Source organism: Opitutus terrae PB90-1, assembly GCF_000019965.1.
GTDB lineage: Bacteria > Verrucomicrobiota > Verrucomicrobiia > Opitutales > Opitutaceae > Opitutus > Opitutus terrae.
The window spans coordinates 4318179-4341683 of record NC_010571.1; the positions used below are offsets into that span (position 1 = coordinate 4318179).

Sequence of the window (23505 nt, forward strand, 5' to 3'; positions counted from 1 at the left end):
GAATGGGCGCTTTTATGTTCCTGCCGGTCTTTCTTTCCACGGTCGCCTCCAGTGCGGCCAATATCCCTCTGTGGCTGGTCACGCCTTTCGCGCTGCTGCTGCTGCTGATCGCCGTCATGCCCCTCACGCCGCCGCGCGTGAAGCATTTCTGGGAGCACTACTATCCGCACGTGGCGATCGGACTCGGGCTAATGGTGATCGCTTACTACCTGCTGCAGGTGCCGAGCGGCGGGACCACGGTGGTGCACACGCTGCAGGAATACTTCTCGTTCATCTGTCTGATCGGCTCGCTGTTCGTCGTCGCCGGCGGCATCCACATCAAGGTAAAGGACGAAGCCACCCCGCTGGCCAACATCGTGTTCCTGGCCATCGGCGCCGTCGTCGCCAACGTGATTGGCACCACCGGCGCGTCAATGGTCATGATCCGGCCATGGATCCGGATGAACAAGATCCGGATCAGTCCGTATCACGTCGTCTTTTTCATCTTCGTCGTCTCGAACGTCGGTGGCGCGCTCACGCCGATCGGCGATCCGCCGTTGTTCCTCGGCTACCTCCGGGGCATCCCGTTTTTCTGGCTCGTCAGCCATGTCACTTTCCAGTGGCTGTTCACCGTCGCGTGCCTGCTCGCCGCCTTCTACCTGTTCGATCGCCGCAGCCTGAAGCACGCGCCACAGAAAATTCAGCAGGACATCAAGCGGCCATCCGAGGGCGTGCGCTTCGAGGGCAAGATCAACCTGCTCTTCCTTGGCGCCATCATCGGCGCCGTGTTCCTGCCGGATACGTACTTCCTCCGCGAGATCGTGATGCTCGCCGCGGCCGCCGCTTCCTACCGGCTGACGCCCAATCCCGTCCACGCGGAGAACCAGTTCAGCTTCGGCCCGATCAAGGAGGTCGCGTTCCTCTTCGCCGGCATCTTCGCGACGATGATGCCTGCACTCGGCTACATCGATCAACACGGTCAGGAGTTCGGCGTGAAAAAGCCGTTCCAGTACTATGTCGCCGCCGGCAGCTTGTCTGCAGTGCTGGACAACGCGCCGACCTACGCGACTTTCCTCCGCCTCGCGGAAACGACCGCGCAGGCCGAGCACCCGCAGGATTTTCCGGCCAATCCGCAGAGCGAAGCGGAGGTCGTGGCCGTGCTCCGCGCCTGGCCCAAGGACGCGCGGCTGATCGTCGCCGTGAGTCTCGGCGCGGTGTTCTTCGGCGCGATGACCTACATCGGCAACGGCCCGAATTTCATGGTGAAGTCGATCGCTGACAGCATGGGCGTGCACACCCCGACGTTCTTCGGCTACATCCTCAAGTTCAGTCTGCCGATCTTGCTGCCAATCCTCCTGCTCGGTGGCGCGCTGTTCCTGTAGCGCGAACGCTTCTCGTCCCTCCGGCGGCGTTCAGGTGCGGTAAGTCAGTCGACCCATGGGGCGCTGTGGTTACCGCGTTGCCGTGGTTGCCTGAGGCCACGTCCCGACATCAGACCAGGCCGTTGGCCCGGCTCCGCGTGGCCCCTGATGCCAAAATCAGGCAATGCATGATGCGATCTTATGACAAAAGAGGTCGACGCTGCGTAGGGTACCCGCTGACTTGGAGCCGGCTCCGGCAACCCCGTGCACGCGCGTCCAGACGAATCCCCGCGTCCGAATTCCTACGCCCGCCCCGCCCCGCGTTCCGGCGCGACTTTCAGCCAGTTTGCTGTAGCCGTGCTGGCCGTCGGCGCCGCGGCGCTGGTCCGCGGAGCCGTCGCCCCGCTGCTGGATCCCGATGCGCTGCAGTTCGCGTTCTTCTTTCCCGCGATTGCTTGCGCCGCCTGGTATGGCCGCCTGCCCGCTGCGATTTTCGCCGCCGTGCTCAGCGGAGTCGTGGCGGCGATTGCCTTCGTCGCGCCGACTTCCGCCCCGCTGCCCCTCACCGCGCGCGACTGGATGGGCGTGTTCGCTTTCCTTGCGGCCGCCGCCCCAGTCATCGGCGCGATTGAGCTGATGCATCGGGCCAACGACCGCGCGCGCGCTGAGCTGCGGCGGCGCCTGCAGGTCGATGACACCTCGCGCGAGAGCGAGGAGCGCTTCCGCACGGTGGCGGACGGCCTGCCGCTCGTCGTCTGGGTGCACGATGCGGACGGGCGGCAGCAGTTCGTGAACCGCACGTTTTGCGAGTTCTTCGGCGTCAAGGCCGAGGAAATGAACGGCGCACGCTGGCGCGAACTCCTGCATCCGGACGACGCCGCCCGCTACGCCACGGAATTCCTCGCCTGCGTGCGCGACCGGCGTCCGTTTGCCGCCGAGGTTCGCGTTCGCCGACATGACGGCCAGTGGCGCTGGTGTGAATCCTGGGCGCGCCCGCGCTGGTCAGCCTCGGGCGAGTTCTGCGGTTTCGTGGGCGCCAGTGCCGATATTACCGACCGCAAACGTAGCGAGGCCGCGCTCGCAGAGAGTCAACAGCGGCTGCAGCTCGCCCTCGCCGGCGCCGAGACGGGCGTGTGGTCGTGGGAGGTCGCCACGGGCCGAGTCCACTGGTCGCCCGAACTCTACCGCCTGTTCGGGATCTCGGAGTTTTCCGGCACGGTTGAGGCCGCGCGGCAATTGGTCCACCCCGAGGATCTCGCTCGCGTGTCGCACGCGATCACCGACGCGCTGGAGAAGCGCGAGCCCTATGCCGTCGAGTTCCGCATCGTGCGGCCCGACGGCAGCACGCACTGGATGTCAGATCGCGGCCGCGCCGACTACGATGCCAACGGCCGGCCGGGACGCTTGCTCGGCGTGATCACCGACGTCACCGCGCGCAAACGCGTGGAAGCGGAGTTGGAAGCCGCGCGGGACCAGGCGCTCGCCGCCAGCCGGGCGAAGGACCGTTTCCTCGCGATGCTGAGTCACGAACTGCGCACGCCCTTGACGCCGGCGCTAATGATCGCGGCCGAGTTCGAATGCTCGCCGTTGGTGCCGGCGGCGCTCCACGACGACCTCGCCGTCGTGCGGGCGAGCATCGAGCTCGAAGCCCGACTGATCGACGATCTCCTTGACGTCTCGCGGGTCACGCGCGGCAAGCTCCACCTGCAGTTCGCCCGGTGCGAGGGGCACGCCGTCCTGCGGCAGGCGGTCGAGACGGTGCAACCCGAGTTTGTGACCAAACACATCACACTCGGGTGGGAGCTCGATCCCTCGGACGCGCCACTGTGGGGCGACTCCGTGCGGCTCCAGCAGGTGTTTTGGAACATCCTCCGCAACGCCGCCAAGTTCACGCCGTCGGGCGGATCGATTCGGCTGCGCAGCCAGGTCGCGGACGGCACGTGGCGACTCGAGGTAATCGATACCGGCATCGGCATTGCGCCGGACGACTTGGAACGGATCTTCGAAAGTTTCTACCAGAGTGGCCAAGGCGCGGAGCCTCGACTGGGGGGACTGGGGCTCGGTTTGACGATCTCGAGCTCGATCGTGCGCGACCACGGCGGAAAAATCTGGGCGGAGAGCGCCGGACTCGATCGCGGTTCGACGGTGATCATCGAGCTGCCGCTGCAGCCAGGATCGATCCAGGCGGCGCCGATGAATTTGGTGGGCGAACCGCGGCCATCGCGCTCGCTCAAGATCCTGGTGGTCGAAGATCACGCGCCGACGCGCGCCGCGTTCGGCTCGTTGCTACGCCGCCGCGGTCACACGGTCACCACCGCCGAGGGCGTGGATTCGGCTCAGCGCGAAGCGGCGAACCAGTGTTTCGATCTCGTGATTTCCGATCTCGGCTTGCTGGACGGCGATGGGCTGCAGTTGATGCGGCACTTGCGGCAGGTCTACGGACTGCGCGGGATCGCGCTCAGCGGACATGGCATGGAAATCGACATCCAAAATGCTTATGATGCCGGCTTCTCCGTTCACCTGACCAAACCCGTCACGTTGCGGAAACTCGACGAAGCCCTCGCCCAGGTGATGGATACGTTGCCCGTCGCGTAAGTCGCCGAGGCGGCTCCAAACCGCGGGCCATGCCTGGCGAAAAAACCTGCTTCTGGAGCAGCCCCATCAAGTTGGGCGACCGCCACCAGGCGCCGCTTGAGAAGCCTCGCCCCCCATCTACCCTCTGCAGCGTTCTTTGGTAGCGAACGCCTAAGTCGCCGCAATTTCCTGTGCGGCGACGCGGGGGAACCACCGGCGACAGCGGCTCATCGCTGTTGCCCGGGGCGCACGCCGAAGCTCTCTTCGGCGGGGTCACTTCCTAGGACCTAGCCCGTCAGCTAACCTCGTCGGCATTGGGAAGGGCGATACCACACACTCGCAATCCCGCGAAGTGTCCGCGGTCGCTCGTTGTGATCGCACGTCCTGGCCCCCGCTCCGGACTGGCTGTGGCTGTGCGTGCCCGGATACCTCCATGCGACATTCCATACCCAACTCCGCCCCGGCCGAGACCGGCGCGGCCGCGCCGCCGCACCCCGCGCAGCGATGGCTTTTCCCTGCCCTCACCTCGCGAACGGACGCACCGCGTGAGCCACTCAACCGGGCGCTCGTACTCGGGGCCCTCGGTGTCGTGTTTGGCGACATCGGCACCAGCCCACTCTACGCGCTCAAGGAGTGCATGGCCAACTTGCCGGCCGGCGTGTCGATCGAAGCGGGCGTGCTCGGCGCCGTCTCGCTGGTCTTCTGGGCGCTCGTCCTGATCGTCTGCGTCAAATACGTCACGTTCATCTGCCGCGCGGACAATCGCGGCGAGGGGGGTGTATTCGCGCTGATGGCGCTACTCCACGCCGGCAAGGACACCGGGGTACGCCGGCTCGGGCCGGTGGTTGTGATGCTCCTCGCCGGCGCTGCGCTGCTCTACGGCGACGGTGTCATCACTCCGGCCATTTCGGTGCTCGGCGCGGCCGAGGGCTTCACCGCGATCGACGCCCGACTCGAATCGGTGGTGGTGCCCGCGTCATGCCTGATTCTCCTCGGACTTTTCTGGTTCCAGCATCATGGCACGATGCGGATCGGCCGCGTGTTCGGACCGGTGATGGCCGCGTGGTTCGCCGTGATCGCGCTGCTCGGGCTGTCGCAGCTGATGCAGCACCCCGGCGTGCTGCGCGCGCTGAACCCACTCTACGCGCTCGCGATGTTGCGCCATCCTCCGGGCGAAATCGTCGCGCTGCTCGGTGCGGTCGTGCTCGCCTTCACCGGCACCGAGGCGCTCTACGCCGACATGGGGCACTTCGGCCGCCGCGCCATTCAATGGGCGTGGTATGGCGGCGTGTTTCCCGCACTGCTGCTGAGCTACTTCGGCCAGGGCGCTTACATTCTCGCGCACCCCGGCGATGTGACGAACTCGTTCTACGCGCTCGCGCCGCAAGGCTGGGCGCGGCTCGCGCTCACCGGACTCGCCTTCGTCGCCGCGGTGATCGCGAGCCAGGCGCTGATTTCGGGCAGCTACTCGCTCACGCGCCAAGCGATCCAGCTTGGATATCTGCCGCGGTTGAAGATCACGCACACTCACGCCGAATTTTTCGGACAGATCTATCTGCCGCTCGTCAACGCCCTGCTCGCGTTCGGCTCGATTCTCGCTGTCGTGTCGTTCCGCTCGACCGCGCAGATCTCCGCTGCGTATGGCATCGCCGTGACCGGCACGATGGCGATCACCACCGTCGCTTACTTCCTCGTCGCCCGCCGGGTGTGGCGGCAACCACGCTGGGTGGCGTTCAGCCTGGGCGGATTGTTCCTGTTCCTCGATTTGGGCTTCTTCGGCGCCAATCTGCACAAGCTCGCCGGCGGCGGCTGGTTCCCCCTCGCCATCGGCGCAGGTGTGTTCGCGATCATGTGCACGTGGAAAATTGGCCGCGCCGAAACTCACCGCCGCGTCTACGGTCGCAGCGTCACCGAGGACGAACTCACCGAAATCGCGCGGAGCCCGCATCTGGTGCGCCCGTCCGGTGCCGCCGTGTATCTGGCCGGCTGGCCGGAGGGCACGCCCATCGCGCTCCTGCACCAGGTGAAATCGAGCCGCGCGCTGCACCAGACGGTCGTCCTCCTCAGCCTCATGACCGAGGAGGTGCCCACGATTGATGACGCCAGCCGGCTCGAGCTGCGGACAATCGGCGAAGGCATTTGGCGCGCGGTGGGCCGGTATGGTTTCATGGAATCCCCCGACGCCGCCGAGCTGATGGAACGCGTGCGTCAGCGCGGCGTGCCGATCAATCCGGCAACCGCCACCTACTACTTCAATCGTGAATCGATCCTGCCCGGCGGTGATGCGCGGATGGCGCGCTGGCAGATCCGGCTCTACGATTTTCTGCTGCGCAACGCCACGCCGGCGAAAGACTATTTCCACGTGCCGCCGGCGCAGATCGTCGAAATCGGCATGCCGCTACAGCTTTGAACGCGTGGTCCTGCCACGCGAGCCGCGGGAGCTTCACCCGAGTTTTAGCAGCTCCATCGCCGCGGCGAGCGCGGGCTGCCGGCCATTGGCCACCGCTTCCTCGACGGCCGCGAGATGCGCCTTCACCCCCGGCGACGCGTAAAACCGCGCCCGCAGGCTCTCCATGACAAGCGCGTGCATCCACTCGACCGTCTGCTGCTGTCGCCGCTGCACGAGTACGCCGCTCCCGCGGGTGTTGTTGAAAAAATCCTCCGTCGCCTTCCACACCTCCGGCACGCCCGCGTGCGTGAGCGACGACGCGAGCAGCGCCGGCGTATGCCAACCCTGCGTCGGCGGATGCAGGTAGTGCAGCACACGCTTCATCTCGGCCTGCGTCGCGGTGCAGCGCGGCAGGTTGTCGCCATCGGCTTTGTTGATCACGAGCGCATCGGCGAGCTCGATCACGCCTTTCTTGATGCCCTGCATCTCGTCGCCCGCGCCGGCAATCATCAGCACGAGAAAAAAATCCACCATCGAACGCACCGTCACCTCGTTCTGGCCGACGCCGACGGTTTCAACCAACACCACATCGAATCCCGCCGCCTCGCACACGAGAATCGCCTCGCGTGTTTTCCGTGCGACGCCGCCCAGCGAACCGCCCGACGGCGACGGACGAATGAATGCGCCCGCCTGCCGGCTGAGCTGCTCCATCCGGACCTTGTCGCCCAATATGCTGCCGCCGGTGAGCGTGCTGGACGGATCGATCGCGAGCACCGCGATCTCGTGCCCCTGCCCGGTGAGATACGTCCCGAACGCTTCGATGAACGTGCTCTTCCCCGCGCCCGGGATGCCCGTGATGCCGATCCGCTTCGACTTGCCCGTGTGCGGCAGCAGCCGCGCGAGCAACTGCTGCGCCTGCTCCTGATGCGCCGGCGCGTTGCTCTCGATCAGCGTGATCGCGCGGCCAAGCGTCGTCCGATCTCCCGCAAGCACGCCGCGCTCGTAATCCTCCACGCTCAGCTTCGTGCGCCGCGCCCCCACGCCGAACTTCGCCGTTACGACCGGCGTGGCGCCCTGCATCACGCGCGTGGCGAAGCCCGGTCCCGCGTTTTCCGGCACCCAATCGGGCCGCGGCTGCGGACAGTGTTCGTGATGAGGATCGGCTGGCAGGTTCGGCATGGCGACGTGGACGGATGATCAACAACGATCCGGCGCGGCTTTTCAAGCGAGCGCTCATCCCGAGAAGCCGAACCGCACGGCTCCGGGTTTTGCCGGCCACCACCGGGTTTGTCTCGCGACGCGCCGCCAACCGATGCACAACGAGCCGACTGACCGGATTCACTCCGTCACGTCGTCCAAGCTTCAGCACTCACCCAAGATGAAAACCGCCAGAGTCTGGCTCGGCCTGTCGCTGGGCCTGTTGCCGTGCACAAACCACTGGGCCGCCGATCACATGCCGCACGCTCACGCCGTCGTCAGCGCTGAAACGGCGCTCGCGCGCCTCAAGGCGGGAAACCAGCGCTATGTGGAAACGACAACCTCGGAGGTCCTGCTGACGGCGGCGCGGCGCGCCGAAATTGCGCAGGCTCAGCATCCGTTCGCTGTGATCATCGCCTGCGCGGATTCTCGGGTGTCACCGGAAATCGTGTTCAGTCAGAACTTGGGTGATCTCTTTGTGATCCGCTCCGCTGGAAACCTCCTGGACGAGCACGCGCTCGGCAGCGTCGAGTACGCGGTCGCGCATCTCGGCACGAAGCTCGTGGTGGTTCTGGGCCATGAGCGGTGCGGAGCCGTCGCCGCGGCAATCGATTCCGCGACGGCGCCGGGTCACATCGCTTCGCTGGTGCAGGCGATCCGCCCGGCGGTGGAGCGCTGCCGGACGGCGCCCGGACCTCTCGCCGACGCAGTCGTGGCGGAAAACGCCCGCAGCGTGGCGGCACGCATTCGCGCCGAAGCCGTGTTCGGCGAAGCGGCCGGCGGCGTGAAGATCATCCACGCCCTCTACGATCTGGATACCGGCCTCATCGCCTGGCCGCCCGAGTGACGCTGCCCGCGAGGAGCGCTCTCTTGATCGCTCTGTCTGCCCTTCTCCAACGCGCCTCTGTTTCGGATTTCCGCGATCATGAAAAAGGCCCACGTCTCGCGACGTGGGCCTCGAAGTGAGCTGTGTCTCGGTCGAAGTTTACGCGTTCGCCGGTTCGAGCCGCTCGAGCAGCAGGTCGAGCACGCGGTCGGTCGACTTCGGGATCACCGTGCCGGGCCCGAAGATCGCGCTGGCACCGTTCGCGAGCAGGAAGTCGTAATCCTGCGCGGGGATCACGCCGCCGCACACGATCATGATGTCGTCGCGACCGGCCGCCTTCAGCGCGTCGCGCAGCGCCGGCAGCAGTGTCTTGTGACCCGCGGCGAGCGAGCTCATCGCGACTACGTGCACGTCGTTCTCGACCGCCATCTTCGCCGCCTCTTCCGGCGTTTGGAAGAGCGGCCCAATGTCGACGTCGAAACCGAGGTCCGCCATCGCGGTCGACACCACCTTGGCACCGCGGTCGTGGCCGTCCTGCCCCAGCTTGGCGATCAGGATGCGCGGCCGGCGGCCCTCGCGTTGTTCGAACTGCGCGACCTTGTCCTTGATCTTCTTCACGGCTTTGTCCTCCCCGAATTCCTGGCGGTACACGCCCGAGATCGAGCGAATCTGCGCCTGATAGCGTCCGAACACCGTCTCGAGCGCCGCGGAGATTTCGCCCAGCGTGGCCCGCGCCTGCGCGGCGGCGACGGCGAGTTCGAGCAGGTTGCCCTGTCCGCTCTTGGCCGACGTCGTCAACGCGCCGAGCGCCGCCTGGCACTTCTGCTCATCGCGCGTCGCGCGGAGTTCCTTCAACCGCTTGATCTGCGCCTCGCGGACCGCGGTGTTGTCGACTTCGAGAATGTCGAGCGGCGCTTCCTTCTCGAGCCGGTATTTGTTGAGTCCGACGATCGTCTCCTTGCCGGCATCGATCCGGGCCTGACGACGCGCCGCGGCCTCTTCGATGCGGAGCTTCGGAATGCCCGCTTCGATCGCCTTGGTCATGCCGCCGAGCTTCTCGACCTCGGCGAGATGCTCGCGGGCCTTCGTGAGCAGCTCGTGCGTGAGCGCCTCGACGTAGTAGCTGCCGCCCCACGGATCGACGACCTGACAGATGCCGGTTTCCTGCTGGAGGTGCAGCTGCGTGTTGCGCGCGATGCGCGCGGAGAAATCGGTCGGCAGCGCGATCGCCTCGTCGAGCGCGTTGGTGTGCAGCGACTGCGTGTGACCGCAGGCGGCCGCCAGCGCCTCGAGGCAAGTGCGCGCGACGTTGTTGAACGGATCCTGCTCGGTCAGCGACCAGCCGGACGTCTGCGAATGCGTGCGCAGCGCGCGCGATTTCGGATTCTTCGGATTGAACTGGCCGACGATCTCCGACCAGAGCGTGCGCGCGGCGCGCATCTTCGCGACTTCCATGAAGAAGTTCTTGCCGATCGCCCAGAAGAACGAGAGCCGCGGCGCGAACGCGTCGATGCCCAGCCCCGCCTTCACCCCGGTACGCAGGTATTCGAGACCGTCGGCCAGCGTGTAGGCCAGCTCGAGGTCCGCCGTGGCTCCGGCCTCCTGCATGTGATAACCGGAGATCGAGATGGAGTTGAACTTCGGCATCTTCGTCGAGGTGTAGGCGAAGATGTCGGCGATGATCCTCATCGAGGGAGTCGGCGGATAGATGTAGGTGTTCCGCACCATGAACTCCTTCAGGATGTCGTTCTGGATCGTGCCTGCGAGTTCCTCGAGTTTCGCGCCCTGTTCGAGGGCGGCGCAGATGTAGAACGCCATCACCGGCAGCACCGCGCCGTTCATCGTCATCGACACCGAAACCTTGTTCAGCGGGATGTCCTTGAACAGCGTCTGCATGTCGAGGATCGAGTCGATCGCCACGCCGGCCTTGCCGACGTCGCCGACGACACGCGGGTGATCGCTGTCATAGCCGCGGTGCGTCGCGAGATCGAACGCGACGGACAAACCCGCCTGGCCGGCGGCGAGATTGCGCTTGTAGAAAGCGTTCGACTCCTCGGCGGTCGAGAACCCGGCGTACTGGCGCACGGTCCACGGCTTGCCGACATACATCGTCGCATACGGCCCGCGGGTGAACGGCGCGAGGCCAGGCATCGTGTCGAGTTCGCTCGTGGCGGGCAGATCCGCCGCGGTGTAGACCGGTTTGACGGGAATATGCTCGTAGGTCATCGCCGGCTCGCCCTCCACCTTGGGGCCGCCCTTCGCGTCGAGCGACGCGAAGGAGTCGTAGGCGAGTTTGGTGAAATCAGGTAGGTTCTTCATTACAGGGCTCCGATCTGCTTCTGAAACTTGGCCAGGAGTTCGTAGACGTTGGCGCGAATGTGGATGAACTCGTCGACGCCCGCTTCGCGGAACGCGGCGACGACCGCCGCGTCGGCGGGCAGTCCGGCGAGCACCACGGTCGTCTTCGGCGCGGCGGCTTTCACCGCCTTGGCGAACACCGGCACGAGCGCCGGATACGTGTCATCGGTCGAGCATAGCACCGCGATCTTGGCGCCGGACGCCACCGCGGCCGCGGCCGCGCTTTCCGGCGTTTCGAAGCTTTGCTTGCCGATCGACTCGAAGCCGCCGACGGCAAAGAAGCCGGCCGAGAAATCGGCGCGGGCCTTGTGCTGCAGGACCGGCCCCATTTTCGCGAGGAAGACCTTCGGCCGCGCCCCGGTTTTCGCCGCGAACGCGGCGGAGGCCGCGCGGAGCTGTTCGAACGCCTCGGAGGCGCGGCGTGCGACCACCGGAGTGATCGCGCCTTCGCCGGTCGCACTCGCCTGGGCCATCCGGCTCAATTCGCCCACGGTCGCGCCGTCGCGCGCCGCGGCCAGCGCGGCGTTGAACCGCGCATTCCAATCGGAGATCGGCGCCGGCGACTGCGGCCCGCGGCGACGGGCCCGCACGCGCGCAACGAGCTCGGCGGCGCGTACGTTCGTATCCACGGAAACCGGCGCGAGCGGTTTCTCCTTCAGATTCGGGAACAGGTTCGTGCCCACCAACCCGAGCCGCCGTTTCGCGATCGCGTCCGCCTTTTCTCCGGCCGCTTTCGCGACCAGTTGCTGCGGGTAGCCGGCGCGGAGCGCGGCGGTGAGCCCACCTTTGCTCTCGATGTCCTGGAACAGCGCCCACGCGTTGCGCGCGAGCGTGTCGGTGAGCTTTTCGACATACCATGAGCCGCCGGCGGGATCCGCGGTCTCGGCGAAGCTGAATTCCTCCGCGAGCAGCGTGTGCACGTTGCGCGCGATCCGGCGGGAAAACTCGTCCGAGCTTCCGGCCACCTCGTCGAACGGCGCGATGTGCAGGCTGTCGCAGCCGCCCAGCACCGCGGACAGCGCCTCGGTGGTGACTCGCAGCAGGTTGACGTGCGGGTCGAGCAGCGTCTTGTCCCAATGCCCGGTGACCGCGTGCACGCTCGCCCCGGCCGCCGTGTCGGCGGTCGCACCAAACGCCGTCACCACGCGCGTCCAGAGCGGACGGAAGGCGCGGAATTTCGCGATCTCGGTGAAGAACTGCGGCCCGATCGCGAACCGGAAGCTCATCCGCGTGGCGACCGACTCGCTGCGCAAGCCATGCCGGTAAAGCGCGCGCAGGTACTCGGCCGCCGCGGCCAGCGCGAACGCCAGTTCCTGCGTCGCCGTGCCGCCGGCCTCGCCCCACATCGCCGCGTTGACTCCGATCGTGTGCAGCGCCGGCGCGTGATTGCCGGCCCACTTGGTCCACGCGGCCAGGTTGTCGTAGAGTTCCTCGAGCGTCGTCGGCAGTTCGCCGCGCGCGAGCCATTCGCCAAGCGGATCCGCACTCACGGCACCCGTCAGCCGGGTCCAGTCGACCCCGCGGATTTTGGCGTGCTGCAGATAGAGCGCCGCGATCGGCAGCGCGTCAGCTCCCGTCTGCACATTCACGGGCACAGCGGTGAGATCGACGTCCTTCAATGCCGTGTTGAGATCGTCCAGCGTGGCGAGCGAGACGCCGTCGACTCCGAGTTCCTCCGGCCGGGCGGCGTCGGGATCGCGACCGGCGCGGCTCGCCAGATCCGGTCGCAGCACGACCGCGTCCTGCCCGGCGGCCAAATCCTGCCGGATCGCGGTGTTGAACGCCTCAGCGTCCGAGGCGGTGGACTCCTGCGCGATACGCCAGATCTTGTCCTTGTAGCCTTGCTTCCGCGTGCCGCGCAGGAAGGGCGCGGCGCCCGGCGCGGTGCCCAGATGCGGCACTCCGGCGAGGTCTGCCCGCGTGTAGAGCGGCTGGAGGGAAATTCCCTCGAACGTCCGGGTGACGAACTTCTTCTCGAAGGACGCACCCTTCAGTTCGGCGTCCACGGTCGCACGCCAGCGCGCGAGCGCGGCCGCGAGGGGATCGGCAGAGACTTGGGATGACGTAGGTAGGTCAGGCATGATGCTTGAGGATAAACAAAATCTTTCGGAGCCAGACACAGTAGAACTTCGAATGACCCGCCGCTCCGCAGATATTGCCAAGGGATGCTTATTAATGGCCAATCCATGCGAGGTGCCAGCGGAGCGAACCAAGCATACTGGCCGCTCAATCCGAAATCAGGTGCTCCCCGCGAGCATTCACTGACTCCTCCATCTCCCATGATCACCAAAATCGATCACCTCGGCATCGCCGTCCGGTCCTTGGACGAAACGATTCCGTATTACGAGAAATCTCTCGGGCTCAAGTGCGAGCACCGCGAAGAAGTGCCGTCGCAGAAGGTTCGCACGGCGTTCTTCACGGTCGGCGAAGTACACCTGGAACTGCTCGAGCCCACCTCGCCGGAAAGCCCGATTGCCAAGTTCATCGAGAAGAATGGCGAGGGCGTGCACCACGTCGCGTTCGCCACGACCGATATTCACGCGCAGCTGAAGGGCGCGGCCGCCAACGGCGTCCGCCTCATCAACGAACAGCCTTTCGAAGGCGCCGCCGGCAAGCTCGTCGCCTTCCTTCACCCGAAATCCACCCACGGCGTGCTGACCGAATTCTGCGCGCCGAAAACCAACTAAGCGCCGCGCTGCGTCGCTTCCCTGTCTCTCCTCTCATGGCCATCTCTCCCGCCCTCCTCAAACAGCTCGAGGAAAAACGCCAGGTCGCGTACGCGGCCGGCGGCGCCGCGAAGCTCGCGGAGCGCAAAAAGAAGGGCCTCCTGTCCGCTCGCGAGCGGCTCGAGGCGCTCTTCACGCCCGGCACGTTCATGGAATTCGGCCTGCATGCCCAGCATGCGTGCCACGATTTCGGTCTCGAAACCAAGTCCTTCCCCGGCGACGGCGTCATCACCGGCGTCGGCTATGTCGACGGCCGGCCCGTCGCGGCGTTTTCCCAGGACTTCACCGTCGGCGGCGGCGCGCTCGGCCGCATCCATTCGAAGAAGATCAGCGATCTCTACGACTACGCGATGCAGTCCGGCATGCCCGTGATCGGCATCAACGACTCCGGTGGCGCGCGCATCCAAGAGGGCGATGAGTCGCTCTCCGGCTATGGCCAGGTGTTCTACCGCAACGTTCTCGCGTCCGGCGTCATTCCGCAGATTTCGATCATCGCGGGCTCCTGCGCCGGCGGCGCGGCGTATTCGCCCGCGCTGACCGACTTCCTCATCATGACCCGGAAGAACGCGCAGATGTTCATCTGCGGCCCCGAGGTCATCAAGGCGGCCACCGGGCAGGAAGCCTCGCTCAGCCAGTTCGCCACGGCGGAAGCGCATGCGAGCGTCAGCGGCAACGTGCATTTCATCGCCGAAAACGAAGGGGACGCGATTGCGATCACGAAAAAGCTCTTCTCGTTTCTGCCCTCGAACAACGTGATGGATCCGCCGCACCGGCCGACGCCGGTAATCTCGCTCGAGAGCGACGCGGCGATGAATGAGATCATCCCCGAGGATTCGAAAGCGCCGTTCGATGTACACCAGGTCATCGCCCGACTGGTGGACGACGCCGATTTCCTCGAGGTGCATCGCGACTTCGCCAAGAACCTCGTGGTCGGCTTCGCGCGCATCCAGGGTCTGGTCGCGGGTATCATCGCCAACAATCCCGCGGTGAAGGCCGGCACGCTCGACATCGATTCGTCCGACAAGGGCGCGCGCTTCATCCGGTTCTGCAACGTCTTCAACATCCCGGTCGTCACGCTGGTCGACATTCCCGGCTTCATGCCCGGGCTCGCGCAGGAGCGCGGCGGCATCATCCGCCACGGCGCGAAGATGCTCTTCGCCTATGCCTCGGCCACGGTGCCGAAGATCACCGTGATCATGCGCAAGGCCTACGGTGGCGCCTACCTCGCCATGTGCAGCGCCGACATGGGCGCCGACATGGTGTTCGCCTGGCCTTCCGCCGAGATCGCCGTCATGGGCGCGGAAGGCGCGGTCAAGGTGCTCTTCAAAAAGGAAATTGCCGCCGCGTCCGACCCGAAGGCCAAGGAAAAGGAACTCGCCGCGGAATATCGGGAAAAGTTCGCCTCGCCCTATGAAGCCGCCGCCAAGGCGATGGTCACCGATGTGATTGAACCCGCCCAAACCCGCGGCATGGTCGCGATGGCCCTGCGTAACACGCTCTCGAAGCGCGAAACGCGCCCGCCGAAGAAGCACGGCAATATTCCTCTATGAGTTCCCTCCTTCCCCTCTGCCTCGCGCAGGCTCACCGGCCGCTTTTCGGCAACCAGTGGCTCGCGCTGCTCGCCGTCCTCGCAGGTGTCGCGCTGCTGATGCTCGTGGTCGCACTGGTCGGCCGCTGGTTGGCCGCGACGCACCCCGATCCGGTTGTCGCGCCAAAGGCTGCCACGGTTTCCGCTCCGGCCGAAGCCGTCGAAACCACCCCGGAAACCCTCGCCATCATCGCCGCCGCGGTGGCGGCTCACCTCGGTGCGCAGGCGCGGATCACGTCGATCCGCACCGGCGGCCCGTCCGTCGAAACGCTCATGCAGCAATGGTCCCTCGAGGGCCGTCGCCAAATCTACTCCTCTCACCAAGTTCGCTAGTTCCAGTTCGCTTCCATGAAAAAGCTCCGCGTCACCATTGAAGGCAAAGTTTATGAAGTGCTCGTCGAGACGATCGACGATCCTTCCAAACCTGCGCCGGCTCCCGTTTTTAGTTCCGCCGCTGCTCCTGCTCCGGCGCCCGTCAGCGCCGCTGCCACCGCTCCCGCGCCCGCCGCGCGTCCGGCAGCCGCGGGTGGCGCCGGCGATGTGCCCAGCCCGCTCGCCGGCAAAATCGTTTCCGTCGACGTCAAGGTCGGCGATTCTGTCCAGGAAGGCGCGCAGGTCGCGACGATCGAAGCGATGAAGATGAACACCTACATCTTCGCGCCGAAAACCGGCAAAGTGGCCGAAATTCTCGTCACGCCGGGAGAAGGTGTCGAGGAAGGCACCGTCCTTCTGCGCATCGCCTGATGTCCCGCCCACGTCGGGCGGCCGGCGTCTGCGTGGCCCGGGCATCCTGCCCACCACCACAGACGAGACGCCCGTGCCACTTCAGCCCATCGCCGCCCGCCTAAGGCTTACCCTCTTCGTTCATGAAAACCGCCATTGTCAGTGCTCTCGTGATGTTCGGCGTCGCCATTGTTATTTCGATGGGCGTCGCCGCGCTCATGAAGGTCCTCTTCCTTCTGATTCGCCGCATCAACGCGCCAAAAAAAGGCTGACGGCTTCGCGCCGATGCCTTCCTGCGTTTCCGCTCAATGCATTTTCAAGATATCCTTAACATCTTTCAGGGGTTCACCTCCCTCTTTCAGTCTGATCTGCCCGTGCTGCTGGGCCGCGTCGGGCTGATGCTGCTCGGTATGCTTCTTGTCTATTTGGGCAAGAAAGGCGTGCTCGAGCCGCTGCTCATGATCCCGATGGGACTCGGCATGTGCGCGGTCAACGCCGGGGTGCTCTTCCTCGATCCGACCACGGCTGCGGCCGTGACGGAAGCGCCGGTCGCTTCCGGCGTACACACGACCGGTACGCTGATGATGGCGCCGCTGGTCCAGAACACCGACAACTTGATGTATATCCTGCAGGTGGATTTCCTGCAGCCGATCTACACGTTCGCGTTCAGCAACGGCCTGATCGCGTGCTTCGTCTTCATGGGCATCGGCGTGCTGCTCGACGTCGGCTTCGTGATCGCGCGGCCGTTCCTCAGCATGTTCCTCGCGCTTTGCGCCGAACTCGGCACGGTCGCGACTTTCCCGATCGCCGTGGCGATGGGGTTGAATTACGGCGAGGCCGCGTCGATCGCGATGGTCGGGGGCGCCGACGGTCCGATGGTGCTCTTCACCTCGCTCACGCTGGCGAAAGACCTCTTCGTTCCCATTACGGTAGTCGCCTACTTGTATCTCGGCTTGTGTTACGGCGGCTATCCTTACCTCATCCGCGCGCTCGTTCCCGCAAAGCTCCGCGGCCTCAAGATGCCGGCCAAAGCGCCCGCGAAGATCACCTCGGATGAGAAACTCGCGTTCGCGGTCATCGGCAGCACGGTGCTCTGCCTGCTGTTCCCTTCCGCCGCGCCGCTGTTCCTGTCGCTGTTCGTCGGCGTCGCCGTGCGCGAGGCCGGCCTGCAATACTTCATCAACTTCATCGATGGCCCGTTGCTCTACGGTTCCACGATGTTCCTCGGGCTGTTGCTCGGCGTGCTCTGCGAAGCCTCGACGATCCTAAACCCGAAGGTGCTGATCCTGCTCGTACTCGGCATCCTCGCGCTGCTGCTGTCCGGCATCGGCGGGCTCATCGGCGGCTATCTCGCGTATTTCTTCAGCGGCCGGAAGATCAATCCAGTGATCGGCATCGCCGGCGTCAGCTGCGTGCCGTCCAACGCCAAGGTGGCGCAGAAGGAAGTGTTCAAGGCGCGTCCGGACTCGATCATCCTGCCCGAAGCGCTCGGCGCCAACATCAGCGGTGTCATCACCACCGCGATTCTCACGGGCATCTACGTGACGCTCGTGCCGCTCATCAAGTGATGAAAAACGTCGCCGCCAACCTGCGTCCCTGGATCGCTGGTGTTCTCACCGCGTTCCTCGGCGTGGCGTTGGCGCGCGTCGTCGCCCCATCGTTCGAGGGCAATCTCCGGATTTACACCACGGTCGCTGGCCAGCTCCTGGCCCTGACCGGTCTTCTCATCCTCTGTCTCGGCATTCGCCGGCGGATCAAACACGCCGTCAGCGCAGGAGCCACTGACCACTCGAATTCGAACCCAACTAACTAGCCCCAACTGCTCATCGCCCCAACCCCTGCTCCAATGGCCTTAGTCCCCCCGGCCCCGCAACTGGCCACGCTGCCCGAATACCCCTCATTCGGTGACTCCGTGGCTTTTCAGTTCAACGGACTCATCGTCGTCTTCATCGCGCTCGGCACGATCTGGGCGCTGATGGAAATAACCGGACGCCTGTTCCGACGCGGTCAGCAGACCGCGGTGCTCCCTCCGACCAGCCGCCTCGGAACCTCGCCCGTCGCCAACGACGGACGGTTGCCTGGCGAAATCGTCGCCGCCATCGTCGCCGCCGTCGCCGCGGAAGTCGAACGGCCGCATCGGATCGCCGCCATCATGCCCGTCGAACTCACTGCCGACTGGGCCCGCGAAGGCCGCCGCGAGATCTTCGCTTCCCACAAAACCCGCTGATTTTCCCCGCCATGCTCGACGGACTCCTCAGCTTTTTCCAAACGACGGGTTTTCAGGCCATCACGTGGCAGATGCTGGTCATGTGGGCGATCGCCGCCGCGCTGCTCTACCTCGCGATTGCGAAAGGCTTCGAGCCGCTCCTGCTCGTCCCGATCGCCTTCGGCGCCTTGGTCGCGAATCTGCCCACCCGCGGCGTCATTACCACCGATCGCCTCGCCGACGGCACTAGCCAGTCAGCAGTGTTCCGGATCGAGGCGCAGGTATTGCCCGAACCCACCTCGCCTCCGGCGACAGATGAGTCTTCCGAGAAACTCAAGCTCCGCGTCGAACGCGTGGAGGGCGGCCTTTACGATTTCATCTCCCAAGGCGTGAAGCTCGAGCTCTTCCCGCCGCTCATCTTCCTCGGCGTCGGCGCGCTCACTGACTTCGGCCCGTTGATCGCGATGCCGCGCACGCTCCTGCTCGGTGCCGCCGCCCAGCTCGGCCTCTTCATCACCTTCATGGGCGCCAACCTGCTCGGGTTCACCTCCAAGCAGTCGGCGTCCATCGGCATCATCGGCGGCGCGGATGGACCGACCGCGATCTTCCTTTCGAACAAGCTCGCGCCGGAATTGCTCGGCGCCATCGCCGTCGCCGCCTACAGCTACATGTCGCTCGTCCCGTTGATTCAGCCGCCGATCATGCGGCTGCTCACCACGAAGAAGGAGCGCGTGATCCGGATGAAATCGCTGCGCAAGGTCTCGAAGCTCGAGAAGCTCGTCTTCGCGATCGTCGTCATGATCATCTGCATCCTCCTCGTGCCGGACGCCTCCGCGCTGATCGCGATGCTGATGCTCGGCAACTTTCTCCGCGAATGTGGCGCCACCGAGCGGCTGGTGAAATCGGCCCAAAACGAGATCATCAACGTGCTGACGATCTTCCTCGGCACGAGCGTGGGTCTGACCATGCAGGCGGAGACCTTCCTCGCTCCCGCCACGATCAAGATCATCGTCTTGGGTGTGGTCGCGTTCGGGTTCTCCACCGCCGGCGGCATCCTCGGGGCCAAGATCATGAACTGGCTCTCGCCGCACAACCCGGTGAATCCGCTGATCGGCTCCGCCGGCGTCTCCGCCGTGCCCATGGCTGCCCGGGTCTCGCACAACGAAGGCCAGCGCTACGACTCCAGCAATTACCTGCTCATGCACGCCATGGGCCCGAACGTCGCCGGGGTGATTGGCACCGCCGTCGCCGCCGGCTACTTCATTTCCACGCTGGGGCACTGATTGCGATGTAGGGCGGAGTCTCCCTACCCCGCCGGGCCGTGCGCACAACAACGGCATCAGGATCGCTGGATCAGGGATCCTGCCCTGCAGGAGCCGCGTTGAGTGTGCTCGCGTGTGCCAAAGTAGCGCTTTCGGGACACCGCGCTCCACCTGCGAGCGCAGGCAGCCACGGTCCGGACCGCGGTCCATCGTTTCGGCGCGCGAAACGAGCCCCGGCAAAGCGACGTGACTGGCGGCCTCCTCCGCGTTTCTTGCCGTGCTCGCCGATACCGCGCAGGAATTGCCAAATCCTGCGCAGCGCCCCCGATGCGCCACTGTTAGCCTAGTGCACTCCCATGAGCCCGCTTGCGTCCCATTCGCCCGAGCTGACGACCACGTCAGCCGACGGATGGACGCTGCATGTGGCCGACGAGATCGACTCCACGAACAACGCCGCCCGGCACCTGCCCGCGTGGCACGCGCTGCGCGCCCGGCTGCAAACCGCCGGCCGCGGCCGCACCGGACGCGCGTGGGTGTCGGATGACGGCGGCCTCTGGATCTCCGCCGTGCTGCCCTGTCCGGGCGATCGTGCGCCGTGGTCCATCCTTCCGCTGGCGGCAGGTTGGGCGATCATCCAGGCGCTGCAGGAGTTCGGGGCGCGTGACCTCCGGTTGCGCTGGCCCAACGACATCATGGTGGGCGCGCGCAAGCTCGCCGGCATTCTCGTCGAACGCTATCACTCCGACACCGCCGTCATCGGGCTCGGGTTGAACGTGTTCAATCAACCCGCCACGGCGGATGCGACGCTCGCCGGCCAGACCGTGCAACTCGCCGACCTCGCGCCCGGCGCCTACACGCTCGACGACGTTGCGTCCTTGGTGCTGCGCTCGATCCGCACCGCGCACGCGCTCGTGCGCGACGGCCGCTTTTCCAGCATCGCCGATTCGCTGAATGCCGCCTGGTCGCACCCGCGTCCCGTCGAGATCACGCTGACCCAGCGCGCCGAACCGTTCACCGGCACCTTCCACGGCATCGATGCCGCCGGCCGGCTGCGGCTCACCAGCGAGCGGCACGGCTCCGACTGCTACGACGCCGCCCAGGTTTCGCTGCTGCGCGAACTCGCGTAACCCCTCCCCTCTTTACCCTCATGTCGACCGTTCTGTTCAACAACACCGTCCTGCGCGACGGCCACCAATCGCTCGCGGCCACGCGTATGACGACCGCCCAAATGCTGCCCGCCGCGCCCATCCTCGACGAGATGGGCTTCGCCGGTCTCGAGACCTGGGGCGGAGCCACGATCGACTCGTGCCTGCGCTACCTGAACGAAAATCCGTTCGACCGGCTCCGCGCGCTGAAAAAGGCCGCGCCGAAGACCCCGCAGATCATGCTGCTGCGCGGGCAGAACATCGTCCAATACACCAGCTTCCCCGACGACGTCGTCGAGGCGTTCGTCCGCGCCAACGCCGCTGCCGGCCAGGACATTTTCCGAATTTTCGACGCACTGAACGACGTGCGTAACCTGCGCACCGCGATCAAGACCGTGCTCGCCTGTGGCAAGCACGCCCGCGGCGAGGTTTGCTACACGACGAGCCCGGTCCACACCGTCAAGGCCTTCGTCGAAATGGGCATCGAGCTGCGCGAGATGGGCTGCCACTCGATCGGCATCAAGGACATGTCCGGCGTCATCGCCCCGCGGGTCGCCTATGATATGGTGAAGGAGCTCAAGGCCCGCGTCGGGCTGCCCGTCACGCTGCACACCCACGATACCGCCGGGCTCGGCGCCGCCTCTTATCTCGCCGCGATCGACGCCGGGGTCGACGCCGTCGAGACGTCCATCGTGCCCTTCGCCAACGGCACGTCGCAGCCCGACACGCTGCGGATGCTCGCCTTGCTGGACGGTCACCCGCGCTGCCCGAAATTCGACACGAAGAAGCTGCAACAACTGCGTGAATACTTCACCGGCGTCTACAAGGAGCTCGAGAAGTTCACCTCGCCCGCCAACGAGCGCGTCGATTCCGACACGCTGATCTACCAGGTGCCCGGCGGCATGCTCTCCAATTTCCGGACGCAGCTCAAGGAGCAGAACATGTCCGACAAGTTCGAGCAGGTGATGGCCGAGATTCCCTACGTGCGCTCCTGCCTCGGCTGGATTCCGCTGGTCACACCGACGTCGCAGATCGTCGGCACGCAGGCGATGCTGAACGTGAAGTTCGGCCGCTGGACCAATTTCTCCCAGCCCGCGATGGACATCGCGCTGGGCAAATACGGCCGCACGCCCGGCCCGATCGACCCGTCGGTGCGCGAGCTCGCGATCAAGAAATCCGGCCAGCAGACGGTCGAATGCCGCCCGGCCGATCTGCTCGCGCCGCGGATGTCGAAGCTGCGCGAGGAGCTCGCCGCCGGCGGTCTGCCGACCGACGATGAAGCCTGCGTGCTGCACGCGATGTTCCCGCGCGAGTTCGCCGCACTGCACAAGAAGTCCGCGGCTCCCGCCGCCGCTTCTGCGCCCGCCGCCGCTGCGGCCGCCCAGCCCGCGCCTGCCGCTGCTCCGGCCGTTGGCGCGCCGAGCGCACCGATGGCCCCCGGCCAGGTGCAGCACTTCGTGCTCACCGTCGGCGGCGTTCGCAAGACGGTGCAGGTGCAGGAAATTTCCTGAGTCTGATCGCAAGTTGATTCCGGCAGCGGCGTTTCTCGGCCGTCTGCTTTTCCGTAGCCATACGGCTTCGCCGTGCGGCACTCGGTTTCAGCGCTGCAACGGCGCGGACTCGTTTTCCGCGAATCCGAGAATTGGCGTCGACGGTGGATCAATCTAGTGTCCAGATTCCGTTCCTGCGGCGTACCTTTTCTGTCGCTCGTGCGACACGCCGTGTGCTTCAATCACACCCCCGATATGCGCTTCCCCATTCATTCTCGCTTAGGCGCCAGCCTCGTCGCTTGCGCGGTCATGCTCACCGGTCTCTCGCTTCCGCGCGCGTCCGCTGCCTCTTCCCACCCCATGAACCCGTCCGGATTCGCCATTCAACGCGGCACCAATCTCAGCCACTGGCTTTCGCAGGATTTCGGGTGGGCGCCCCGCGCCACCTGGATCACGGAAAACGATCTCCGCTTCATCGCGAAGCAGGGCTTCGATCACGTCCGCCTCCCGATCGACGAGAAGGAACTGTGGCGCGAGGACGGCACGCAGAACGCCGACGCTTTCGCTCTGATGCTGAAAGCCATCGGCTGGGCCCGCCAGTACGGACTGCGCGTGATTGTCGATCTCCACACCGTCCGCGCGCACCATTTCAACGCGGTCAACGAGGGCATGACGCCCAACACGCTGTTCACCGATCCGCAGCAACAGGAACATTTCCTCGATCTCTGGCGGCAGCTCTCGGCCGCGCTGAAGCCGCAGCCCGTCGACGCCGTCGCCTACGAGATCATGAACGAGCCGGTCGCGGACGATCCCGAGGACTGGAACAAGCTCGTCGCGAAGGCGCACGCGATGATCCGCGAGCTGGAACCCGGCCGCGTCATCGTCATTGGTTCGAACCGCTGGCAGATTCCGCAGACGCTGCCGCAGCTGAAGGTCCCGGCCGGTGACAAGAACATCATCCTCAGCACGCACACTTACTCGCCGCTGCTGTTCACGCACTACACTGCCGAATGGACCGAGGCGAAGATCTACCAGGGCGCCGTGCACTACCCGGGCCCGGTCGTGTCTCGCGCCGATTACGATCAGCTGATGGTTGCGTTGAAGGGCAGCCAGAAGGACATGTTCGCCTCCTCCCTCGACAACTGGGGGCCGGCCCGCATCAAACAGGAACTCGAGCCCGCCATCCGCCGCGCGCAGGAGCTCGGGTTGCAGCTCTACTGCGGCGAATTCGGCTGTTTGCCGAGCGTTCCGCGCCAAGACCGGCTCGCCTACTATCGCGACATCATCGGCGTGTTCGAATCCAACGGCATGGCGTGGGCGAATTGGGAATACAAAGGCGACTTCGGCATCTTCGAATGGCACGGCACCAAGGGTCTGATCGGCGCGCCGGACGACGAATTCATCTCCACGCTTCTCGCGCACAAGCAGCGCTGAGCAGGCGTCCGCCCCCGTCGCAGGCCACCTCGATGAGGTGGCGGCCTCGGCCCCATTGTAGGCCACCTCGGTGAGGTGGTTCCCCTCCCGACCGGCCGGCAACCTGGCCTCCCAACCCCGACTTCGCTCTGACGGTCCACCGCCGCCAGGCGCGCGTCGCAGCCGGTTTGCGTGCTCGCTTGCCGTGGTCCAGCCGATCGGCTCATCCTGTGCCCGTGCGGCCCGTCCGTGTTCGCGCTGCGGTGAA

Annotated in this window: 19 protein-coding genes and 1 riboswitch; of the genes, 16 read left to right on the top strand and 3 right to left on the bottom strand. The window is 65.7% G+C overall.

What is annotated here, in order from left to right; all coding sequences use genetic code 11:
• The first annotated feature begins 2 nt into the window (after positions 1-2).
• The 3 genes from OTER_RS16695 to OTER_RS16705 all read left to right on the top strand — a co-directional run bounded on the left by OTER_RS16695 (position 3) and on the right by OTER_RS16705 (position 6324).
• Entirely contained in the window at positions 3-1361 is a 1359-nt protein-coding gene (locus tag OTER_RS16695) for a sodium:proton antiporter (RefSeq protein ID WP_012376107.1), read from the top strand.
• Between the two features lie 243 nt (positions 1362-1604).
• Positions 1605-3935 (top strand): hybrid sensor histidine kinase/response regulator, encoded by a 2331-nt coding sequence (locus tag OTER_RS16700; RefSeq protein ID WP_083767764.1) that lies wholly within the window; start codon positions 1605-1607, stop codon positions 3933-3935.
• A 137-nt stretch (positions 3936-4072) separates the two neighbouring features.
• A riboswitch (cyclic di-AMP (ydaO/yuaA leader) is annotated at positions 4073-4243 on the top strand.
• Between the two features lie 104 nt (positions 4244-4347).
• On the top strand, positions 4348-6324 hold the full coding sequence (locus OTER_RS16705; RefSeq protein WP_012376109.1) for a potassium transporter Kup: 1977 nt from the start codon (positions 4348-4350) through the stop codon (positions 6322-6324).
• A 33-nt stretch (positions 6325-6357) separates the two neighbouring features.
• On the opposite strand, the gene meaB is transcribed toward OTER_RS16705, so the two are convergent.
• Positions 6358-7482 (bottom strand): methylmalonyl Co-A mutase-associated GTPase MeaB, encoded by a 1125-nt coding sequence (gene meaB / locus OTER_RS16710; RefSeq protein ID WP_012376110.1) that lies wholly within the window; start codon positions 7480-7482, stop codon positions 6358-6360.
• A 199-nt stretch (positions 7483-7681) separates the two neighbouring features.
• On the opposite strand from meaB, the gene OTER_RS16715 reads away from it, so the two are divergent.
• Positions 7682-8347 carry a carbonic anhydrase gene (locus OTER_RS16715; RefSeq protein ID WP_044892635.1) on the top strand — a complete coding sequence of 222 codons (666 nt, stop codon included), beginning with the start codon at positions 7682-7684 and terminating at the stop codon, positions 8345-8347.
• Between the two features lie 138 nt (positions 8348-8485).
• Here the strand turns inward: OTER_RS16715 and scpA are convergent, their stop codons facing one another.
• Both scpA and OTER_RS16725 read right to left on the bottom strand, forming a co-directional pair.
• The gene (gene scpA, locus OTER_RS16720) at positions 8486-10645 is read right to left on the bottom strand and encodes a methylmalonyl-CoA mutase (RefSeq protein WP_012376112.1); all 2160 of its coding nucleotides are present in this window, start codon (positions 10643-10645) and stop codon (positions 8486-8488) included.
• Positions 10645-12804, bottom strand: a complete 2160-nt coding sequence (locus OTER_RS16725; protein WP_237702380.1) for a methylmalonyl-CoA mutase family protein — start codon at positions 12802-12804, stop codon at positions 10645-10647. The genes scpA and OTER_RS16725 overlap by 1 nt, the downstream gene beginning before the upstream one ends.
• Positions 12805-12963: 159 nt before the next feature.
• Between OTER_RS16725 and mce the strand changes: the two genes are divergently transcribed.
• The 12 genes from mce to OTER_RS16780 all read left to right on the top strand — a co-directional run bounded on the left by mce (position 12964) and on the right by OTER_RS16780 (position 23258).
• On the top strand, positions 12964-13371 hold the full coding sequence (gene mce / locus OTER_RS16730) for a methylmalonyl-CoA epimerase (RefSeq protein ID WP_012376114.1): 408 nt from the start codon (positions 12964-12966) through the stop codon (positions 13369-13371).
• 35 nt (positions 13372-13406) lie between these two features.
• Entirely contained in the window at positions 13407-14960 is a 1554-nt protein-coding gene (locus OTER_RS16735; protein WP_012376115.1) for an acyl-CoA carboxylase subunit beta, read from the top strand.
• Entirely contained in the window at positions 14957-15331 is a 375-nt protein-coding gene (locus tag OTER_RS16740; RefSeq protein ID WP_012376116.1) for an OadG family transporter subunit, read from the top strand. The genes OTER_RS16735 and OTER_RS16740 overlap by 4 nt, the downstream gene beginning before the upstream one ends.
• A gap of 15 nt (positions 15332-15346) precedes the next feature.
• The gene (locus tag OTER_RS16745; protein WP_012376117.1) at positions 15347-15742 is read left to right on the top strand and encodes a biotin/lipoyl-containing protein; all 396 of its coding nucleotides are present in this window, start codon (positions 15347-15349) and stop codon (positions 15740-15742) included.
• 122 nt (positions 15743-15864) lie between these two features.
• Positions 15865-15993, top strand: coding sequence for a hypothetical protein (locus OTER_RS26875; protein WP_012376118.1), 129 nt, complete (start codon positions 15865-15867; stop codon positions 15991-15993).
• Positions 15994-16029: 36 nt separating this feature from the next.
• Complete coding sequence (locus OTER_RS16750; protein WP_012376119.1) at positions 16030-17289, top strand: sodium ion-translocating decarboxylase subunit beta; 1260 nt, start codon at positions 16030-16032, stop codon at positions 17287-17289.
• Positions 17289-17534 carry a hypothetical protein gene (locus OTER_RS16755; RefSeq protein ID WP_012376120.1) on the top strand — a complete coding sequence of 82 codons (246 nt, stop codon included), beginning with the start codon at positions 17289-17291 and terminating at the stop codon, positions 17532-17534. Before OTER_RS16750 ends, OTER_RS16755 begins: the two co-directional genes overlap by 1 nt.
• 33 nt (positions 17535-17567) lie before the next feature.
• The gene (locus OTER_RS16760; protein WP_012376121.1) at positions 17568-17948 is read left to right on the top strand and encodes an OadG family transporter subunit; all 381 of its coding nucleotides are present in this window, start codon (positions 17568-17570) and stop codon (positions 17946-17948) included.
• Between the two features lie 11 nt (positions 17949-17959).
• Positions 17960-19210 (top strand): sodium ion-translocating decarboxylase subunit beta, encoded by a 1251-nt coding sequence (locus OTER_RS16765; protein ID WP_012376122.1) that lies wholly within the window; start codon positions 17960-17962, stop codon positions 19208-19210.
• A gap of 335 nt (positions 19211-19545) precedes the next feature.
• Entirely contained in the window at positions 19546-20316 is a 771-nt protein-coding gene (locus tag OTER_RS16770; protein ID WP_012376123.1) for a biotin--[acetyl-CoA-carboxylase] ligase, read from the top strand.
• 20 nt (positions 20317-20336) lie between these two features.
• Positions 20337-21845, top strand: coding sequence for a pyruvate carboxylase subunit B (locus OTER_RS16775; RefSeq protein WP_012376124.1), 1509 nt, complete (start codon positions 20337-20339; stop codon positions 21843-21845).
• A 339-nt stretch (positions 21846-22184) separates the two neighbouring features.
• Entirely contained in the window at positions 22185-23258 is a 1074-nt protein-coding gene (locus tag OTER_RS16780) for a glycoside hydrolase family 5 protein (RefSeq protein ID WP_012376125.1), read from the top strand.
• Positions 23259-23505 lie beyond the last annotated feature (247 nt).